At 40.2% G+C, this 20,009-nt stretch carries 13 protein-coding genes; 10 read left to right on the top strand and 3 right to left on the bottom strand.

Annotated elements, in window-relative coordinates:
• Positions 1 to 15: 15 nt before the first annotated feature.
• Positions 16 to 3,159, bottom strand: coding sequence for a GW dipeptide domain-containing protein (locus WN59_RS10270; RefSeq protein WP_046516853.1), 3,144 nt, complete (start codon positions 3,157 to 3,159; stop codon positions 16 to 18).
• A gap of 242 nt (positions 3,160 to 3,401) precedes the next feature.
• Between WN59_RS10270 and WN59_RS10265 the strand changes: the two genes are divergently transcribed.
• From WN59_RS10265 to WN59_RS10255, 3 genes are all read left to right on the top strand, one after another.
• On the top strand, positions 3,402 to 4,211 hold the full coding sequence (locus WN59_RS10265) for an ABC transporter permease (RefSeq protein WP_046516849.1): 810 nt from the start codon (positions 3,402 to 3,404) through the stop codon (positions 4,209 to 4,211).
• Positions 4,212 to 4,325: 114 nt separating this feature from the next.
• Entirely contained in the window at positions 4,326 to 5,234 is a 909-nt protein-coding gene (locus tag WN59_RS10260) for an ABC transporter ATP-binding protein (RefSeq protein ID WP_046516845.1), read from the top strand.
• Between the two features lie 26 nt (positions 5,235 to 5,260).
• Positions 5,261 to 6,436 (top strand): glycosyltransferase family 4 protein, encoded by a 1,176-nt coding sequence (locus tag WN59_RS10255; protein ID WP_017548099.1) that lies wholly within the window; start codon positions 5,261 to 5,263, stop codon positions 6,434 to 6,436.
• Between the two features lie 71 nt (positions 6,437 to 6,507).
• Here WN59_RS10255 and WN59_RS10250 read toward each other — a convergent pair whose 3' ends face one another.
• Positions 6,508 to 7,668, bottom strand: coding sequence for an ATP-grasp domain-containing protein (locus WN59_RS10250; protein WP_046516840.1), 1,161 nt, complete (start codon positions 7,666 to 7,668; stop codon positions 6,508 to 6,510).
• 399 nt (positions 7,669 to 8,067) lie between these two features.
• On the opposite strand from WN59_RS10250, the gene WN59_RS10245 reads away from it, so the two are divergent.
• Positions 8,068 to 10,626, top strand: coding sequence for a glycosyltransferase family 4 protein (locus tag WN59_RS10245; RefSeq protein WP_231577213.1), 2,559 nt, complete (start codon positions 8,068 to 8,070; stop codon positions 10,624 to 10,626).
• Between the two features lie 7 nt (positions 10,627 to 10,633).
• Here the strand turns inward: WN59_RS10245 and WN59_RS10240 are convergent, their stop codons facing one another.
• Positions 10,634 to 11,836: a DUF6270 domain-containing protein gene (locus WN59_RS10240; RefSeq protein ID WP_046516831.1), complete on the bottom strand. Its 1,203-nt coding sequence runs from the start codon at positions 11,834 to 11,836 to the stop codon at positions 10,634 to 10,636.
• A 90-nt stretch (positions 11,837 to 11,926) separates the two neighbouring features.
• On the opposite strand from WN59_RS10240, the gene WN59_RS10235 reads away from it, so the two are divergent.
• The 6 genes from WN59_RS10235 (at position 11,927) to WN59_RS10210 (ending at position 19,975) form a co-directional block, all read left to right on the top strand.
• A complete protein-coding gene (locus tag WN59_RS10235; protein WP_046516827.1) occupies positions 11,927 to 12,445 on the top strand; it encodes a hypothetical protein in 519 nt (172 codons plus the stop codon).
• Positions 12,446 to 12,456: 11 nt separating this feature from the next.
• A complete protein-coding gene (locus WN59_RS10230; protein WP_046516824.1) occupies positions 12,457 to 13,095 on the top strand; it encodes an AAA family ATPase in 639 nt (212 codons plus the stop codon).
• Between the two features lie 25 nt (positions 13,096 to 13,120).
• Positions 13,121 to 14,374 (top strand): nucleotide sugar dehydrogenase, encoded by a 1,254-nt coding sequence (locus tag WN59_RS10225; protein WP_046516821.1) that lies wholly within the window; start codon positions 13,121 to 13,123, stop codon positions 14,372 to 14,374.
• A 111-nt stretch (positions 14,375 to 14,485) separates the two neighbouring features.
• Positions 14,486 to 16,174 (top strand): heparinase II/III domain-containing protein, encoded by a 1,689-nt coding sequence (locus WN59_RS10220; protein WP_231577211.1) that lies wholly within the window; start codon positions 14,486 to 14,488, stop codon positions 16,172 to 16,174.
• A gap of 33 nt (positions 16,175 to 16,207) precedes the next feature.
• Complete coding sequence (locus WN59_RS10215; RefSeq protein ID WP_046516818.1) at positions 16,208 to 17,308, top strand: hypothetical protein; 1,101 nt, start codon at positions 16,208 to 16,210, stop codon at positions 17,306 to 17,308.
• Between the two features lie 51 nt (positions 17,309 to 17,359).
• The gene (locus WN59_RS10210) at positions 17,360 to 19,975 is read left to right on the top strand and encodes a glycosyltransferase (RefSeq protein WP_046516815.1); all 2,616 of its coding nucleotides are present in this window, start codon (positions 17,360 to 17,362) and stop codon (positions 19,973 to 19,975) included.
• Positions 19,976 to 20,009: the final 34 nt, after the last annotated feature.

Raw genomic sequence — 20,009 nt, 5'->3', positions numbered from 1 at the left:
CCATGGCTTTTCAATTTAAAAGATATGTTTTGTGTAGTACTGTCCGCGTATGCCGAGCTGCCTGTAGTAGTTTCTCAAGTTCTGCGCAGTTGCATATGCCCAGTTCACATCAGTGGCATATTGGTAAGTGCCGGGGCTTGCCGGATTCCATCTCATGGAATAGAGCGTGGTCTGACCCCTGTTGAAGTAGCTTTGGGATATGAATCGTGCCCCGCCGACTATTGCTTTTGCAGGAGTATCCCAGCCCATCTGCTGAGCGTAACGTGCTCCTGCCAGTACAGCATTGTGATCATATGCGGCAATCCCGTACATATTGTAATATTTTTTGCCGCTGGAGGAGATGTTGCCATTGGAATCAAGCCTGACACCCTGGGCAAGTGTACTTGTGCCGTTCCCGGTTTCATGCAAAGCATGCGATATCAGGTAAACTTCGTTGATGCCATGTGTTTTTGAAGCATTAAGGAATGCACTGCCCTGTTTATTCAGAGTGCCTTTTCCGTTTAGCAGTTTACTGTTGATTGTTGAGCTGGCAATGTTCTGTGAACGATCAAGATCCAGGAAAGTGTACATCCAGGTTTCTGAAGTTTGGTGGGATGTATCAAGGAAGTTTGCAACTTCACTTCTTGTCGCATTTCTCCAGCCACCGCCGGAAACCCATGCCTGGGGTTTGGATCTTAAGTTCATTTGGGTGTTCAGGACCTGGTTGAATGACTGATTATATTTTACTGTTTTGACGGAAGGGGATGGCGCAACCGGTGTGTATTCCTTCAGTCTGTTATCCTGGATCCATCCATAATCATTCCCGATCTTACCGTAATGGAAAGTCAGGAGCCCCAATTTTAATGATTTCTGTGCCTGGAATACCTGATTGCCGTATTTGCTCAGTTGTGAAACTCTTTGATATGAAGTTCCCCATGGGTTAGTCAAAAGATAGTCGTTCTTTCTTGCGACAGTATATTTTTTGGTGTGATTGGTTGGATTCGTCAGTCTGTATAGAGTAAGGTCTTTTTCCTTAATCCATCCCTGCATGGCACCACCAAGATTTGAATGGACACGGTAGAATGTTGTTCCGTTGTATGTCGCCTTTTGGGTGATGTACAGTGTCTGATCTTCTATGACACCCATTTTTTTACTTGTTTTGCTGGTTACAGGACTGTAAATTCCGGAGTTATTTCCATTATCCACTCTAGCAGCAAACCTTGCAGATGTTACTACAGGAGTAGCGTCTTTGATCCTTGTTTCTTCCAACCATCCATAGTCATTGCCAATTTTACCGTAATAGTAGGTCAGGACCCCAAGGTCGAGTTCTTTTTCAGCCTTGAATAGTGAGTTTCCGTATGCGGACAGTTTTTTGACCGTCTGGGTTGAAGAGCCCCATGGATTTGTCAGCAGATATTCATTTTTACGGGCGATTGAATACTCTTTCCTGTGTGTTTTCGGTTCTCCGAGACTCCACAGATCCAGGTCTTCCTTCTGAATCCAACCCTGCATTGCACCATCATAGTTCTGGTGGACGCGATAGAATATTGTGCCGTTATAGTCTGCTTTTTGTGTAATATACAAAGTTTTGTCCTTCAGGAAATTGAGGCTGTGCGATTCTCTGCTGGTGACAGGGCTGTAGAGCCCGGAATTTTTTCTTGTGTTAAGTTTCGCTGCATAGTTTTCCCTGGTAACTTTTGGTGAGGAAGCAGCTTTCAGCCTGGAATCAGCCAGCCAGCCGTAATCATCACCGATTTTACCATAGTAGAAAGTCAGGGCCCCAAGGTTCAGAGTATCTTCTGCCCTGAAGAGTCTTGTATCATATTTATCAAGGCGTTTGACCGTCTGTTCATCAGTTCCCCATGGATTAGTCAATAGGTATTCGTTGTCTCTTCTTACAGCATAGTCCTTGGTATGCTTTCTGGAATCCGAAAGATGGAACAATCTGAGGTCTTTTTCTTTAACCCAGCCCTGCATTGCCCCTTCATAGTTTTTATGGACACGGTAGTAAGTGGTCCCATCATGAACTGCTTTTTGAGTGATATAGACAGTCTTGCCATCCATGAAGTCCAGACTGACTCCTTCAGAGCTTGTAACTGGACTATAAAGGCCTGAATGCTTGCCGTCTGTAAATCTGGCAGCATACTGAGCTTTAGTTACAACGGGCTTATTGTTCTTTGCTTTAGTATCAAAAGAATACATTTTGATTGACTTGTCACTGCTCAATCTGAGTGTCTGTATTTCATGGATACCCGCGTCTTTCGTTTCTTTCTCATCTTCATCAACTGCAGTGTCGTCTTCGGAAGCATTTGTTTCCGTGTCATTTTTTTGTTCGTCGTTCTCTGCAGAATCGTCTTCATCATCGGATACTTCTTTAGATGAGTCATCTGTATTTTCTTCCCCGGTGACTGTTGTTTCATTTACTGTCGATTCTTCCTCAGTATCCTTGTTTACAGGGGCATCGGCTGTATTGACCTTTTGGTCATGATCCTGTTCTTTTTCAGAAACAGTTTCTTCATTATCTTTTGTTACAGGCGCTTTGGCTTCTGAATTGTCCGGAGTGTCCCGGTTTTCATTTTCATCACCGAGGGATTCTTCTGATGGATCATCTGAATTTTCTTCCCCTGTGACTGTTGTTTCATTTGCCGCGGATTCTTCCTCAGTATTCTCGCTTACAGGGGCATCGGCTGTATTGACCTTTTGGTCATGATCCTGTTCTTTTTCAGAAACAGTTTCTTCAGTGTCATCTGCCGACGATTCTTTGTCTACAGGTCCGTCTGATATTCCCTGTCCTGCTTCTTCAGATGAATCAAGAGCTTCAGTGGTTTCCTCTACTGCCTCAACAGTGTTATCTGAATCACTGTTATTCCCCGGCAGTGCTGAAGTTTCCTCTGTTGGATTATTCTGCTGTGATGTTTTGGATGGAAGTTCATCAAACTGCTGGTTTTCGGCACTTTCAACACTCTCATCTTCGCTTCCTGTTTCAGAAACTTGTGGCTGCTGTACAGAAGTTTGGCCATCATATGTATTCTTATCATCCAATTGAGGATTTTCTGCATTTTCTTCAGTGTTGGTATCGGCTGTACTCTCAGCGCCTTCCTCAGCACTGGCTGTTGAAGGGGTGAAAAGGAATACGGAAGTGGCGAGCATGGGAACAAATAAGAATTTGGAATTTTTCATTTGAATTTATGTTAGCCTCCTATTAGCTTACTTATTATAAGTTTAACTGATATTGTTCGGGAAAAGTATAAAATAATTGTAAAAATTTATATGTAATAAGATTGTAATAATTCGCATTACTAATGTGTGATTGGTAGAATGAAAATATCATTTTTGGTACGAATAGGGTAATATGCACACACATGAAATAATGGTACAATAAATAGGTTATAAATATAGTTTTTGTGGACTGAGGCATCATAATGAATAATTTATTTAACTTTTTAAAAGAACAGTGGATACATAGAAGGCTGATCTTCGGCCTGACGATATACAGTTTGAAATCCCAATATGCAAATCATTACCTTGGCCTCTTCTGGAATATTCTCCAGCCTGCAATGCAGGTTGGTCTTTACTATGTGGTTTTCGGACTGGGCTTGAGAGGTGACAGGGGGGATGTCGGTGAGCTGCCATTCATCGTACACCTGATAACAGGGCTGTTCCCATGGCTTTTCATCTCCGGTAATATAAATGCGGCTTCTGCCGCCATTCAGGGACAGTTGAGCCTGGTGACAAAGATGAAATTTCCATCGAGCACTCTTATTTCTGTGGCGATTGTCAACAACGTGATCAACTTGTTTATCACTTCAGCAATTGTACTGTTCATAAGTCTCGCAAATGGCTATTCATCACCACTGCATTATCTGGGCTTTTTCTATTTCCTCTTTGCGTCAGTAGCCATCACAACTGCAATCGGCCTGATCATGTCTACGCTAGTAATCCTGATAAGGGATATGAAGAATATTCTGCAGAATGTCATTCGCATGTTCTTCTTTGTAACACCGATTTTCTGGGCACTAAATGAATCACCTGGATTGATGCAAACAATCTCAGCATTCAATCCTTTTGCGTATTTGGTAATGAACTTCAGAACTGCTCTTGTACTGCAGGAAGCACCATTGTACGGTGGTATGTCTGACCACATCTATTTCTGGTCGATCACATTATTCCTGTTTTACGTAGGGGTCAACGTCCATTACCGTTTCAGGGATAAATTGGTTGATTACCTATAGAAGAGCAGTTTATACAGAGCAATAAATGAGTTTAGGGCGTTACCATGGTCATGAAACAGCTTTATACAATATCTTGGTAAAAATTATCTTATTAAACCGGTAAGGACGATTAAAATGGATTATAAAGTCAAAGTTGAAAATGTATCTAAAGTCTATGACCTCAACAGAAGCAAGCTGTCAAAAATAATGTCCTTGTTTACTTTAGGGCATCTCTATAAGGAAAAGACTTTTTACGCATTAAGGAATATAGATTTCGAAGTGCAGTCAGGAGATTCAGTAGGGATTATCGGTTTGAATGGATCTGGCAAAACAACTTTATCTGATCTGCTTGGTGAAGTGACGGTTCCAACTTCTGGTTCGATAGATATTAATGGTAAAAGCTCATTGATCGCAATCAATGCAGGGCTGAACCAGGACCTCACCGGTGAAGAGAATATACGTATGAAGTGCCTGATGCATGGCATGTCTAGATCTGAGATCAAAGATAAGTATGACGACATAGTGGATTTCAGTGAACTCGGGGAGTACATTGAACAGCCGATAAAATCCTACTCCAGTGGAATGCGGTCCCGCCTGGGTTTTGCAATTGCAATTCATACAGACCCTGATGTACTTATCGTGGATGAAGCATTATCAGTCGGGGATTCCACCTTTGCGGATAAATGTCTGGACAGGATGAAAGACTTTCAAAAACAGGGCAAAACAATTTTCTTTGTCTCGCATTCTGCGGGACAGGTTGAGAAGATGTGTAACAAAGCTGTCTGGATCCAATATGGTGAGATGAAGGAATTTGGTGATGCATTGCCCATTGTTGAAAGCTATAATGAATTTATCAACGAATATAAACTGCTTACCAAAGATGAGCAATTACAATATAAAGAAAAAATGATGGAAAAACAGAAAGAAAAATCAAGAAGGTCAAAACCTAAGAAGGATAAAGCGCCAATATCAAGTCTAGTCCCTGCCTTCATACTTTTTCTACTGGCATTGTTCGGAGTGTTCTTCCAGGTCATTAATCTTTAAAAAATATCAGATAAGTTAGGGTTTTTATGAAAATACTACTAATTACTCAAAATTTCTATCCGGAGATCGGCTCAGGTGCAAACAGGTTTAAAAATTTATATATTCAACTTTCCAAGAAACATGATGTGAAGGTTGTCACAACGATTCCGAGCTATCCGAATGAACGGATGTATAATGATGAAAAGTATTGGAATGATGATGAGATAACGCACTCCAATGATATTTTGAGGATACCAATGAGAATTGACAAGCAATCCAAGAGCATGTATTCCCGAGTCGGTTATTATTTGGAGTTAGCTTACAAAGTAAGGCATTTCATCAAGAGTTATCAGAGAGAATTCGATGTCATCTATGTTACTTCGCCAAACATTTTCCTTCCCTGGGCTACATTCTTTTTCCAAAAGCAAATAAGTTCTGTGACAAAGGTCTTGGAGATCAGAGACTTATGGCCTGATAGCGTTAAGGATATTGAAAAACTGCCTGTAGACCGCTTTTGGGGAACACTGAAATTTTTAGAAAAGCGGATGTATAAGAAGGCGGATAAAATTGTCATTAATAATGAAGGGTTCAGAGAACATATATTGAGCATGACACCCGGGAAACCGATATTTTTCCTACCTAATGCATTTAACAATGGAGAAATAGATTTTCATCCTCCAAGCAGTGATTTTAAAGTTATATATACCGGGAATATTGGTCATGCACAAAGTTACCACCAGTTGACCGAAGTCTCGGAACTTCTGGAAAAAGAACAGATACATTTCAATATTATAGCTTATGGAGCGAATGCACCTGAATTTAAAGAATTCATTGAAGATAACAATTTCAAGTATATAAATGTTTATGGTGAAAAGACCAGGGATGAGTGCCTCCATCTGATAAGGCAGCACAATGTGCAATTATCATTGTTGAAAGAAACTGACGTTTTTCTTAATGTACTCCCGGGAAAGGTGATTGATGGCATTGGATGTGGGGTGCCGGTGGTGACAAACCTGGGCGGTTTTACAAACGCATTGATAAATGATAATGATGTGGGAATTGCTGTTGAAAAAGGATCGTCTGAACAAATTGTAGAAGCGATTATAAAAATCAAAGGGAACTATGAACTTGAGGCACAATTCAGGGAGAATGCCAAAAAGCTTCTCAATGAAAAGTTTCTGTGGGAAAATAATACAGAAGAGCTTTCCCGCTTCATAAGATAGTGCGAGGAATGAAGCAAAAAGATTTCCTTTCAAATCAGAGGGGTCGGCCGACCTTGATTTGAAAGGTGTTTTTATATGTTCGTCAGTTCAAAAATACTGGTCATCTTTTTCGATTTAAGCATATTGAACCGGGTAATCTCTTTTAAAATCTTTGTTTCTTCTTCCGTTAAAGATAGCCCGTTCCCCGTTTTGTGTTTTATCAGGATGGATTGAACAAGGATGTCAAACGGGTATTTCGGTTCCCCTTTCAATGGAACATGGTGCATTGTATAGTTTGCGTTCGTATTTATCTCAAGAATCTGCCCTCCACCGTTTCTGAAGTCTTCACTCATCATATCAACACCGGCGGAGTACAGCTCGGGAATCGCAGCTGTAGCTTCCAGGGCGGCCTGCTTTATATCATCAGAAACCTCGTCAGTCACATCGATGCTGTCACCGCCAAGTGTCAGGTTTGAGATATCATTCAGGATTAGGACTTCCCCTTTATGAGGAACACTGTCAATGTCTAAGCCATCCTCTGCCAGTCGGTTTTCCAGTTTCAAATCAATGGGTATCAACTTATTTCTAAAGTAGGGCGTCATAGCTCTGATCTTGTTCTTTTGGCCAATCAACGCTTCAATTGATTGTTCACCATCTCCGATAATATTTGGGGGCAGCCTCAACAAAGCAGAAACGAATCTGCCCTCGATGATGCTTATTCTAATATCGAACCCGTTGACATAAGGCTGTACTATGCAGGAAGGCTGTGCAATATTTTTCTCTTTTTGTATCTTGATGCTGTTGTCCCATGCTTCAGAAAAATTTGCCGAATCAATGTTCAACTCTATGCCGTCTCCTCCGGCAAGGCCGACAGGCTTTAGTACATAATTATGTGAATGATCATTGTTTATCAATTCGTAGGCATGGGATTTCTCAAAAATATTCTGAGAGGTCAAAACAGGCAACTGCATTTTTCTCAGAAAATTCTCAAGTCTGAATTTGTCGTTGCAGATTTGAGAGGCGATACTGCCTGTGGAAGGGGGTTTCAAACCTGTAAACTTCCCTACTTGTTTACCTCCCGCTAACAGATAGGAAAATTTCTTGCCTTTCACCTGTTTATAAGTAAGATTATGTTTTTTGGCAGCATCGCCTATAAATCGTTTATAAGATCCAAAGCTTTCTTCGTATGTATTGAAAGGGACATGTCCGTACTTTAAAATTTCCTGTTTTATGAAGTCTTTTCCTTTGCTCATTATTTAAGGCTCCCAACGTAGAGTAATTAGTGCTAATGTAAGTATTAGGGTTTCTATGTATATTATAATGTATTATGCTTGTATTATGCTTGTATTATATTTATCTGCAAATAGTTAACAATGTTTCGACTGAGGGGACATACCATGGCATACATAATTGGTTTAATTTCTTATATCACTTTACAATTAAATTTTCAATCCATATCAAAATTTCTACTGCGTAAAAGTCTGACGAAAGAAATGGGCAGTAAAGAAAGCGGTATAAGTATATATTTACGTAAATCAAATCATTCAATGTTATTATATCAGATTAATAACATGAATTTGGACAGCGATTATAAAATGTTCTTGAATGCTCTTATCTTCAGACATGAAAAAAAATATGTCAAAGCATATAGAATGATAGAGAATATTGAAAATCCGAATATTCTAAGTTTGAAAGTGATGCTGCTATATGATCTGAAACTTCTCGACAACATCATCAATCTTTCAAACAAGGGTGTCGATGTACTGAAATATTTGAAGACTGATCAGCAATTCAATCTGGTCAGTTATTTAGTGAGCAGGAATCTTTATGATGAAGCTGAACAGTTGATTCAGATTACAGAGCAGGACAAAGACCATTTGATAGAACAGTTTGAAGAAGATAAAAGCGATATATACTATAAATATACGTGGCGGCAGTATGCATCAAATTTCCTGGGTTTAAATGATACGAATGATGCAGACCTGCTGGAAGTCAAACGGAAGATAGATCTGTTGAATCTCCAAATGAAAAAACTTGGGTATGTTCTTGCAGTTAATGAATATTACAGTGATGAAAAGAATCTGGATCTGCTTGAACATGAGTATGTTCCATTCATCAAAGACAACAAAGACTTGTTCCAATACCTTGATTTTGAGGCGCTCCATACATTCAATATCACAGACAAATCCAATGATGATAAGAGCATCAAGCTGCAAAGGATATTGAATTATTATCATTCCAATAATTTTTCAAAGCAAATGCTGCAGACCATATATGAGTTGATTCCACAAGTCAACCTGAGCACTCAGCATATCATGTCTCTCAGAAGAATGATCATGGATCGCCAGCTTGATTTGGGAGATGAAAAATTCAACAGATTGCTTAAAAGGGACAGACGCCTCCACATCATATTCCATTATCCCCAATTGTTCATCAATAGTGAATTAAATGGTGAAGTCGATTATTTCATACATCATCAATTTACAAGACGGGAGCAGAAAAGAATTTATAATACAGTGATTAAAAAATTACTGCATTACAACATGAGAATTGACCTGCCGGAGCATTTCATCGAATATCTGAAAGTGACCTCCCCAAAAAGGATGTCCAATTCCCTTGTACTGGGCAGGTATTACTGTTCAAAAAGCGACCAGAAGCACCTTGACCAGCTGGTTAACACTAAACAGCCGGATAAACAGTTTAAACTCAGGATCAATTTTGCGAAATATTACTTTCAGCTCAAAGAATATGAACTGTCTCTAAAAGAGACGGAAAAAGCTGGAAAGATAAAATCATACCACCACGATGTTTTAAGGTCTTATATAAGGAACCACCATGTTGCTGGTAATATTACCGCAAGGTATAAAAATATCAAGCTCATGAAAAAATATTATCCCGCGCGCCTGTTCCCTGGTGAATACCAGATGGCCCTGCAGGAATTTCAGCTATCCAACAGTGAGTGGCAATTGCCAATTTCATTGGGGGAAAGCCATAATATCGATCCTGTCGATAAAAAGGTGCTCTTTGTCCTGAACAAGGCGCTGCCTGTTACGAACGGCTATACAATACGTTCCAATGAAATTGTGAAACGCGTAAAAGCGCAAGGGTACGAACCGGTACAGACCACAAGGCTTGGCTGGACTCCAAAACATGAAGGGTACGATATCCCCAAGAATGCAATCGATGGAATCAAGACGTATTATATCGATAAGTCAGATAAATACTTGACGAATAAGACGCCGATAAATGATTACTTCAATGTCTATGCAGAAGAGATACTCAAAATAGTCAAAGCAGAGCGTCCGCAGATGATCCATGCCGCATCCAATTTCCAGAATGCCCTGCCTGCATTGAGAGTGGGTGAGATGCTGGGACTTAGGACCATATATGAAGTGCGTGGCCTCTGGCATCATACGCAGACATCCAAGAATCCTCTTTTCTATCAGTCCGACCGGTTCAATTTTCAGGATGCATATGAAATACTTTGCTGCAACATTGCAGACGAGGTGTTATGCATCAGTGAGAGCCTGAAATCATATCTGGTGGATAAGGGAGTCGAAGCTGAAAAAATAACAGTTGTTCCAAATGGAGTCGATACAAATAGTATGTCGCCGTCAGAACCGGATTCTGATATTATAGAAAAATATGGGCTGGAAAACAGCGTTGTCCTTGGTTTCATCGGCTCCATCACAGTATATGAGGGCATTGATTTTATACTGAGGGCAATTAAAAATATTAATGACTCAAAGAAGCTCAGGAAGAGATTGAAGTTCCTGCTTGTAGGCGAGGGGCAGTATCTGCCGCAGCTGCAGGCACTGGTTACAGAGCTTGGAATCAGGGAAGATGTCATATTCACGGGGAAGATTCCCCATGAACAGGTCTCGAAATTCTATTCTGTCGTGGATGTTACACCATTTCCAAGGACCAACGCACTGGTATGCCAGCTGGTCACCCCCATCAAAACCTATGAAGCGATGGCAATGGGCAAAAAGGTCATTGTCAGTGATGTGGCGGCTCTCAAGGAGATGGTGATCGATGGAGAGAACGGCACATACTTTGAAGCAGAGAATCTAGAGGCACTTGAGAAGGCAATTATAGAAATATCACAGAATGAAGAAATAGGAAAGCATGCGCGGGAATGGGTCGAACAGAACCGCGATTGGGAAGTGCTGATGCAGGACATCGTGGATATATATGAAAAAGAGAGCTGATTGACTATCAGCTCTCTTTATTATTTGACAGATACTTTTCCATTGTTTGCAGGAAAATCTGCTTCTTTTCAGGTTTTGGCGCGGATGAATCATTGCCGCTTTGTTCATCGACCATCCGATTGAAGACATACTCGAACAGTTCTGCCTGATAGAGTGTCAGATCATCACTCGCCTCTGTCGACTGTATGACCGGTACACCGTTGTATCCGTCCGGAAATCTGAATGGATTGCCTATTATGGCTTCAATTGCCTCATGTTCCAATACGTAGTCCAGAAGCCATTGATCATAGGCAGGCGGCATCTCGGCAAAGTTTATCTTTCTATCCCCAAGGGACGAAAATGGGTTGAATTTATACGTCTGGGTAAATCTTGGATTTACCGACTCATCCGTCAGATTGACACGAATGCGGTATCTGCCTTTTTCTTTTAAGTTGAACTTATAAAACCGCGATGTCGTCGGATCTGACATTTTCCAGGACTGCCCGTCTTTGTAGAGCTCGTAGACATACTCCCTTGGTTCAATATGGTTGATGAAAACAGAGAGTTCATCGTCTTCCAGCTTCTCATCAAACAGCATCTGATCATAATAATTATCTGAAGTGAATTTCTTCAGGTTGAAGTTGACGGAATCATAGTATTCGATCGGTGCATTGAAATAGTCTTTCCCTTCAGGCGGGGCGGGCAGAGTCAGTACGAGATGGTTATGGAACTCCTCCTGTATCATCCCGTAGAGTGCATTCAGGAAATCTGCTTCAATATCATCAATGATATCCGGCTTGATGATGATGAGCCTTTCATACTTGCCAAGAAAACTGAAAATTTCATCCTGGTTATCCTGAAGCGCACGGAATTTCTCGATGTGTGATAGATTGGTGTAGTCGGGTACATCCCTTAACAGCTCCATCGATGTCTCGTTGAAATAGCCCTGGTTGAACCGGCACACAGTATTGAGTTCACTCAGCAGGTCAAGGATCAACACTTCTGATTCAGAAGTTCTGAAAGCATTGAACTGAGACTTGTTGAAGTCCCGGTATGCGGTTGAAATGATGTGTATGTCGTCCGTTTCAAGATCCACCATATCTACAGGGTGGGGAGCGGAAATAAGGGACAGCAGACTCTGCCCGCTGACAAAGTTATTTATCTTATATGGGAAATTTTTGAATTCGGTAAGCTTTTTGACCAAAGCGCTCCCGATAATATCCACTTTCATATTTGCACCTCTTATTTATCGAATACGAATTTTAAAATGACACATATAATAGTATAATATATTATGAATGATGACTAGGGGAGAAATAATATGCACTTTCTGAAAAGGAACTTCAAAACAATCGTACTTTACATGCTGATCCTGGGTACAGCAGGCACACTGGTTGCGTATTTTCTGGCTGGCAGTACATATGACTATGAAGAATACTATTCGCTATCGGAGCCGCTTACGACTACACAGGAAGACGAACTTTCGATAGGGCTGAACCAGGAAATCAATTCCCAGTACGAGGGAGAGGCGGCTTCTATCGGGTATTCATCTGAATCACAATATTTATCACTTGATGTGGATTCGATGTCACAGAGTGAACTTTCAACTATTAAAACCCAATTCGATTCCATGCTGGAAGAGATGGGGATTCAGTACGAGGACGGGGTGGATGTAACAATCACTGCCGTCTCAAATGCTGTTTTCAAACTTGTTATCATTGGAGTTTCACTGCTGGTGGGTGTTATCCTTGGCGTGATCCACGGAACGAGGAACCGGCGGGTTGAAACTGATGAAGACGTCAGGTATTACCTGAACGAAAAGACACTGGGAATATTCTAGGAGGCAGATGGATGAAAAGAACAGATGCTATGACAGGAGAAGGCCGTGATCTGGATGCCAGAGCCCTGGATGCTTTATACAATTCTGCCAAGTCAATCCTCAACACAAGCGAAAAGAAAGGCCTGGGCACTGTGTTGTTCAGTTCCGTCAATGATGCAGAAGGAACATTCAAGGCTGCGAGCCACATCAGCTATATACTGACACAACTTGAGAAGAAAGTCCTGCTTGTAAATCTGGACTTGGGACATGTTGACGGGCTGGGTACCTATTTCGAGACTGGTGGTGCAAAAACGCTGGTTGAAACAGTGTCCAACTCCTACTATTTGAGTGAGGCCATCCAGCAGACGCAATATGAGAACCTCGATGTCATTGCGCTAGAAGAGGTGGGTGAGCCGGAATTCATTGAAGTATTGAATACGAAGGATATCAAAACGAAATTGAATCCCCTCAAAAACTATTATGATCTGGTGCTGGTCATCGGACCGGAGGCAGAAAGGTTCGAGCACTATTCAAATATTTTCGAACTTGCTGATGGAACGGTAACGGTTTCAAAGGATAAAACAAGTGATTATAAGGCCCTGAAGCGCCATATCGATAAATTGGGGCTTTTTAATATAGTGTCTTTTGGTATAATTAGAAACAGCAAATAATATTCAGAAAGCAAGGTGTCTTTAAGTGAAACTAACTACTATTGGTCTTGGCTACATAGGTCTTCCAACTTCAATCATGTTTGCCAAACATGGTGTAGATGTACTTGGTGTCGATATCAAACAGGAAGCTGTCGACAGTCTTAACAGCGGCAAAATCCATATCGAAGAACCTGGTCTGCAGGAAGCATTGGAGGAAGTGATCGGGAAAGGTACATTCAAAGCTGCAACCGAGCCTGAAGAAGCTGATGCATACATCATCGCAGTACCTACCCCAAACAAGGACGATGAATTCAAGTCATGCGATATATCAATCGTTATGTCCGGCGTGAAAAGTATTGTTCCGCTGCTCAAAAAAGGAGATACTGTCATCGTCGAGTCGACAATCGCCCCAAGAACGATGGATGATCATGTTGCACCGTATCTTGAAGAGCAGGGTTTCAAAATTGGAGAAGACATCTTCCTCGTGCATTGTCCGGAACGTGTGCTTCCGGGACAGATCATGCATGAGCTGATCTACAATAACCGCATAGTTGGCGGAATGACACCTGCCTGTGTCGAAGCCGGCAAGAAAGTATACGGCACTTTCGTACAGGGTGAAATGATCGAAACAAATGCCAAAACCGCAGAAATGTCCAAATTGATGGAGAACACATACCGTGATGTGAATATCGCCCTGGCCAATGAATTGGCTAAAATCTGTAACGAACTGGATATCAATGTTCATGATGTCATCGAAATGGCAAACAAGCATCCGCGTGTAAACCTCCATACACCGGGACCTGGAGTCGGCGGACACTGCCTCGCAGTCGATCCATACTTCATCATCGCGGAGGCACCGGAGAAATCACCGCTCATCCGGCTTGCACGGGATATCAACGTTTCAATGCCGCAATACGTTGTGGATTACACTAAGGAAATCCTTGATAAGCTTGAAGGGGATAAAGTGACGGTCTTCGGTCTCACGTATAAAGGTGATGTTGATGATATCCGTGAATCTCCTGCATTTGATATTTATGAACTGCTCAGAAAAGATGGCAGCATGAATGTCGTGGCATATGACCCGCATGTCAAACTTGACTGGGTGGAGAAGGATGTCAAGAAAGCAGTCGCTGACAGTTCACTCGTACTCGTGCTGAGCGATCACAGTGAATTCAAGGAAATGGATGACTCTGACTTCTCAACTATGAAAGACAAAAATATCTTTGACACGAAGAATGTGATGAAAAAAGACTTCAAAGAAGTTCAATACTACAACTACGGCAACATACAAAAACTTTAATTGGGAATTACAGCCTGATAGCATGTTGCTAGGACTGTAGACATGGTCTCGCAAAACATGTCTGCAGTTTTTTTATTACGAGCAAATAACTGAGAGGGGTCTTTTGAAAAAATGACGCAAAATATTTTTGAAATGAATGATATTAGTAATGAACAAACGATAGAAAAAAAAGAATTGGAAATTACAGAAAAAGATGTGTTTCCGTTACTTAAATACAGGAAAGGTACAAAAAATATCGCTGATAAGGCATTAGAAAATACTATAGTCCCTTTTCCCAATTTTGATTCAGTAAAGTTTGATGAAAATTATTGGTATACAGATAAAAAGAAAAAATATGGGGACAGTTATCAGTTGTATCTTCAATCAATGAGAGTATGCGCCGAACTTCTGAATGAATATACACAGTCGAAAAATATAGATTATCTGAAAAAAGCAGAAGAAATTATTCAATCATGGATCAATTTTGTGAGCAAAGGAACAAAAGAAAAAATGGTCTGGTATGATCACCCAACAGCCAACCGTACACAGGTCATTATTCAATTCCTGTATCTGGCTAAAAATGCAGGTTTAGAGATTGATGAAGAACTATATAAATCGGTGTTGAAGAAACATGGAGAAGTCTTGAGCAACGACGCGAAATATAATAATAATAACCATGGTTTGATGATGGACAAAGCGCTAATGGTACTAGGCAATGTTCTGGGTGATTTGCACTTATTCAGTAAAGGTTACTACCGGGCTATAGACACGTTCTGGTATAGTTTCAGTTACTGTGGCATACATATAGAGAATTCTCCGGATTATCATAATATGGTAGTGAGAATGTATGAAGAAATTGAAACTTACCTGAAAAGTTCAGGTAGGACTTTTGGTGCAAATGTGAATGGATATTTGAATTTGGCTAAAAAATACCCTGAAATTCTTCTGAAACCTGACAGGACGCTCCCTGCAATTGGAGATTCAGGCAGTATAAAGAGAAAATCACACAAGGTTTATAATAATCTATATGATGAAGAAGCAGGTATTTCCATACTGCAATATAGAGATCCTAAACCGATCTATATGAGTTTTGTCTGTGGTTACAGCAGCAGGGTGCATAAACATAAGGACGACCTGAGTATTACATTGAATTATAATGGTGTCGACTTTTTTGAAGACCCGGGAAAGTATAATTACAGCAAATCAAAAGAACGCAAGTATATGATATCCAGAAGGGCACACAGCAGCTTTTTCATGAAGCAATTCGATTACACTATCAAACCGGAAAACCGGTTCGACAGAAAAGTTAAATTGACAGGATACTATGATAATAAATCTTACTCTCTTGTCCAGGGGGAGAATGGAGACTATGATGGAAGCAGTGCAGTTCTATCAAGGAAAACCATACTCTTTAAGTCTGCTCCGGTTATCATATTGGTGGATGATGTGGATACAAGTGTCAGGCATGAGTTGAAATTTGTTCAGAATTTTAATCTGGCCTCAAGCGTGAGCATCGAGGAGTCGGATGAAGGCTACAGGTTGACCAACAAAGAGGAAGCTCTTACCATCAAACAGTTTAATGCAATTGATACCAATGAAATTGTTGCAGGTGATTTTGAAAAGCCGGTGGCAATCAACACGACAGGTTTTGGTAAAGCTGAAAAGACGAACCAGCTAAGATTTGAAAGAGCATCAAACAAAGGCAATGTCTACTGTACTGCAATATATGATGATCGCGTGGTTAAAAATCTTAACATAACGATAGAAAATGATGTAATTAATGTTGACATTGATGGTAGGATATATCAAATTCATCTGTAACAAAAACAAAACTATGGATAAAGGAGCAAAACCATGAATAATACTTTAGACACATACAATTACTCCAGACAATTTATACTGGTTGAAGACCAGGATAAAAAGATCAGAAAAAGAGTAAACTCTGACGTGGAACTTATTGATATCGATGATTATCTTTGGAAAGTTATAACGACAATCTCAATGCAAAGCTTTGAAGGAAAGATGTATCATCTGATACAGCATGAAGATAAGAAACTGGGATGGATCGAACTTGAAGATTCCATACAAATACTCAGATTCCCGGCACAACACTACAAAGTCATAGAGGAAAGATTCAACAATAACGAAATTAACAGCAATATGAATATTGAGAAAGACTTTATCTCACATTTCAAAGGCAAACTTCTGAATATTAAATCTCAAATAATATATAATGACGAAATATACTACAGCGTATTTATAAAGGACAAGTTCCATGGCTTTCACCATCATAGTGTGTTAGATCCAATGAGAGAATGCGATATTGAAATAGATAAGGATCGGTTGGATGATAATATTCAGTTATACAAAGTGAGTAACTTAACAAAGCCAGTCGAAGGTGAGTATGATATTGAAGCCTTGAAGCTGATTTCAGTTTTCCAGGAAGCGAAAGTAGGTAAAGCAAGAGTGAACCAGCAGGATAACTTCTGGATAGATTTAGCGAGTATCGAGAATCTAACGCTGGATTTAGGAGAAGAAGGGCAGAAATCAATAGAGGAATTAAAACTGGATGATATTTTCTATAGCATAAATTCTGAGAGAAAGAAAAGTAAGGAAATAGTTAAAACCGTTCTGAACGCCAAAGACTTTTTAAACGATAAGAAAAACAAAAAAATCAGTAGCGATCAGCTGAGGGCATCTTCACACAGTGATGAGGAACTGAATAGTAAATATAATGAGTTGAAGAAAGAGCATCAGGAACAAGGTAAATTGCTCAGAAAAACTACAGGTGACCTGAAACTTGCTGAAAAAAGGCTGGATCAACAGAAAGACTATAGTTCACGACTGGAAGCCCAGAAAGATAAATATAAAAAACGTATGGAAACGGTAGAGGAAAAGTTGAAGAACCTCGATGCCAAATACAAAGAGCTGAAGGAAAAAACGACACAGAAATAGCAGCTATCGTTAATCAATTCAAACAATTATATTTAAAGGTGATGAACGATATTGGATAGAAAACAATTAAAAGCTAAACTGAAACAATATAACAAAAATCTGGATGATAATTTTTCAGTCACTTTAAATGAGATGATCAATGACCTGAACCCCAGCATCAATATTCACGAATACAGTCCAAACTATCTGTTCAAACAGGATTCCGATCCTTTCTACTATATGAAAGTGGAAGAGTTGAAGCGACATCAAGCTCTTGATGAATTTAAAGAAATCATTGATGAGATTCCCGCAAGCAACGGCAGCAGATTCTATAAAAAGCTGGATTATAAAATCGGAATCATCTCAGATCAATTCCTTTATGAATCTTTCAAGGATGTAGCGGATGTCGAATATATTAACAGGCATGACAGGGATAACATTAAAGATTATGATTTTGTCATCTTTGCAACGACCTGGAAGGGCATCGATCAGTCGTGGATGGGGGCTGCCACACCAAATGGTCCAATCAGACGGCAGATGATTCTATTGGCCGAGGAGTATAACAAACGGGGCATCCCGACTGTGTTCTACTCAAAAGAGGACCCGGTCAACTATAACCTCTTTAAGAGCCTGGCAAAACATTGTAAGTACATATATACAACAGCCCAGGAAGTGGTTCCGTTGTATAAAGAGTATACAGGGAACGAGAATGTAAAAGTGCTGCAGTTCGGTGTCAATCCCAAAATTCACAATCCAGTGGGGAGCAGGACAAAGTATGCTGAAAAATATAAGGATAATATTCTGTTTGCAGGAAGTTGGCTGTCCAAATATCCTGTGAGAATGAGTGAGACAAAACGGCTCTTTGATTCAATTCTTACAGAGAGTGCGCCGCTTACTATTATTGACAGGAACCTGGAGTTAAAAGACCCAAGATATCAGTTTCCGTCACAGTTTATAGAGAACCTGACACCACCTGTAAGCCATGATTTCCTGATGAAGCTTCATAAGATAATCCGTTGGAGTATCAATATGAACTCTGTGAAATACTCGGAGACCATGTTCGCAAACAGAGTCTACGAACTGCAGGCATTCGGCAATATTCTGCTATCAAATTACAATACGGGCATCAATAACCAATTCCCTAATGTGAGAATGGTGCATGCGCCTGATGATTTCAAAGTGATCTATAACACCGAAGAAAAAGACTTGAAAGATTTACAGGCACAAGGCATCAGGTCAGTTATGAACGGGCACACGACCTATGAAAGAATACAGACGATTGCAGGCGATCTTGGTTTGGAAGTCAAGGAAGACAAAAACAAGATTCTGGTTGTGCTGCATGATCATTTGGAAGAGACCAGGAAAAGCTTCGACAGGCAGATTTATCATAACAAAACTGCAGTGTCCAAAGACGAACTTGAAAGTATCACGATGTCCGACTATGATTTCATCACGTTCTTCTCTGGGGACTATGTATATGAGGAATATTACCTGGAAGACATGATCAGTGCATTCAAGTATACTGATGTGGATTTTGTGACAAAGGATTCAGATGCTGAAGAGCATAACTTCATAAACCATCTGAGTAATGCTGACCGTTCACTAATCGACATAGAGAGCATCAGTTCTTTGGATGAAATTAAAAATCTTACCAACGGTTATAATCTCGATAGTGTGGAGATAGTCTCATCCCAGGAAAACAAGATGCTCCAAAACAAGACTTTCGGAACAAAAGAACTCAGCGTAATTGTACCTATTCATAATAATGGAACTTATCTCGAAGAAAAATGTTTTGCGAGTTTGAAAAGGTCCAGCAGTTTTGACAAAATGGAAATCATCTTTGTAAATGATGGAAGCACAGACGACACCACTATAAAAATAATCGACAGGCTGAGAAGAAGGCACCCGGATATTGTCTACTTCGAGTTCGACAGCGGTTCAGGAAGTGCATCCAGGCCGCGTAACAAAGGTGTGCATTTGGCGACTACGGAACTAATAACGTATCTTGACCCTGATAATGAAGCTTCTGGTGATGGTTATCATCGAATGCTTGAAGTGATGAAAAAGCAGGATGTTGATATGGTAGTTGGAAATATCATCAAAGAAGATAATCAGAAAAGAACTGCCGGTAAATACAGTGGTACAATCAAGAAGTATAACTTCAACAAATTGTATATATCAGATCCACGGGAGTATCTGATTAGAGCAGCGATGAGGGTGCAGAGTATCCAGGCACTCATAGTCAAAAAATCCGTTATTGTAGATAATGACATTATCATGGTTGAAGGTGCGGCTGGACAGGATACGATGTTCTTCCAGGAACTTGTGTTGAACTGCGATAAGATACAAGGAATAGATAAATTCATCCATATCTACTATGCCGCAGTCGCCGGCAGTGTTACAAACACAATTTCCAAATCATTCTTTGATAAATATTATAAGCTGGAGATAGAACGCATACCATATCTGGAAAAGTATGATCTTATGAATGTCTATTTAAAAGAAAGATATAGTTTCTACATCAGGAAGTGGTATATGCCACGTCTTGAACGCGTTAATCCAGAGCAGCGAAGTGAAGCAGTGAGAAGATTCCTGGATATTATTGAACTGTACGAAAAATATGAACCGGAATATGAATTGGAAGTTCAGGAGTATTTGGACTCCCTGTATAGAGAATTCGAGGTATAGATAAATATTAGAGTACGGTGATGAGAGTTGGGTA

The sequence above is a fragment of the Salinicoccus sediminis genome (assembly GCF_000986795.1).
GTDB classification, from domain to species: Bacteria; Bacillota; Bacilli; order Staphylococcales; family Salinicoccaceae; genus Salinicoccus; species Salinicoccus sediminis.
The sequence above is the reverse complement of the archived record's forward strand: the minus strand, read 5'-3'. Positions and strand labels throughout refer to the sequence as shown.

What these genes read in the sequence shown, in the direction of transcription:
- WN59_RS10245 (WP_231577213.1), top strand. Translation starts at nt 8,068, where the DNA reads ATGATAGAGAATATTGAAAATCCGAATATTCTAAGTTTGAAAGTGATG.
- WN59_RS10230 (WP_046516824.1), top strand. Translation starts at nt 12,457, where the DNA reads ATGAAAAGAACAGATGCTATGACAGGAGAAGGCCGTGATCTGGATGCC.
- WN59_RS10250 (WP_046516840.1), bottom strand. Translation starts at nt 7,668, where the DNA reads ATGAGCAAAGGAAAAGACTTCATAAAACAGGAAATTTTAAAGTACGGA.
- WN59_RS10215 (WP_046516818.1), top strand. Translation starts at nt 16,208, where the DNA reads ATGAATAATACTTTAGACACATACAATTACTCCAGACAATTTATACTG.
- WN59_RS10260 (WP_046516845.1), top strand. Translation starts at nt 4,326, where the DNA reads ATGGATTATAAAGTCAAAGTTGAAAATGTATCTAAAGTCTATGACCTC.
- WN59_RS10220 (WP_231577211.1), top strand. Translation starts at nt 14,486, where the DNA reads ATGACGCAAAATATTTTTGAAATGAATGATATTAGTAATGAACAAACG.
- WN59_RS10265 (WP_046516849.1), top strand. Translation starts at nt 3,402, where the DNA reads ATGAATAATTTATTTAACTTTTTAAAAGAACAGTGGATACATAGAAGG.
- WN59_RS10235 (WP_046516827.1), top strand. Translation starts at nt 11,927, where the DNA reads ATGCACTTTCTGAAAAGGAACTTCAAAACAATCGTACTTTACATGCTG.
- WN59_RS10270 (WP_046516853.1), bottom strand. Translation starts at nt 3,159, where the DNA reads ATGAAAAATTCCAAATTCTTATTTGTTCCCATGCTCGCCACTTCCGTA.
- WN59_RS10240 (WP_046516831.1), bottom strand. Translation starts at nt 11,836, where the DNA reads ATGAAAGTGGATATTATCGGGAGCGCTTTGGTCAAAAAGCTTACCGAA.
- WN59_RS10255 (WP_017548099.1), top strand. Translation starts at nt 5,261, where the DNA reads ATGAAAATACTACTAATTACTCAAAATTTCTATCCGGAGATCGGCTCA.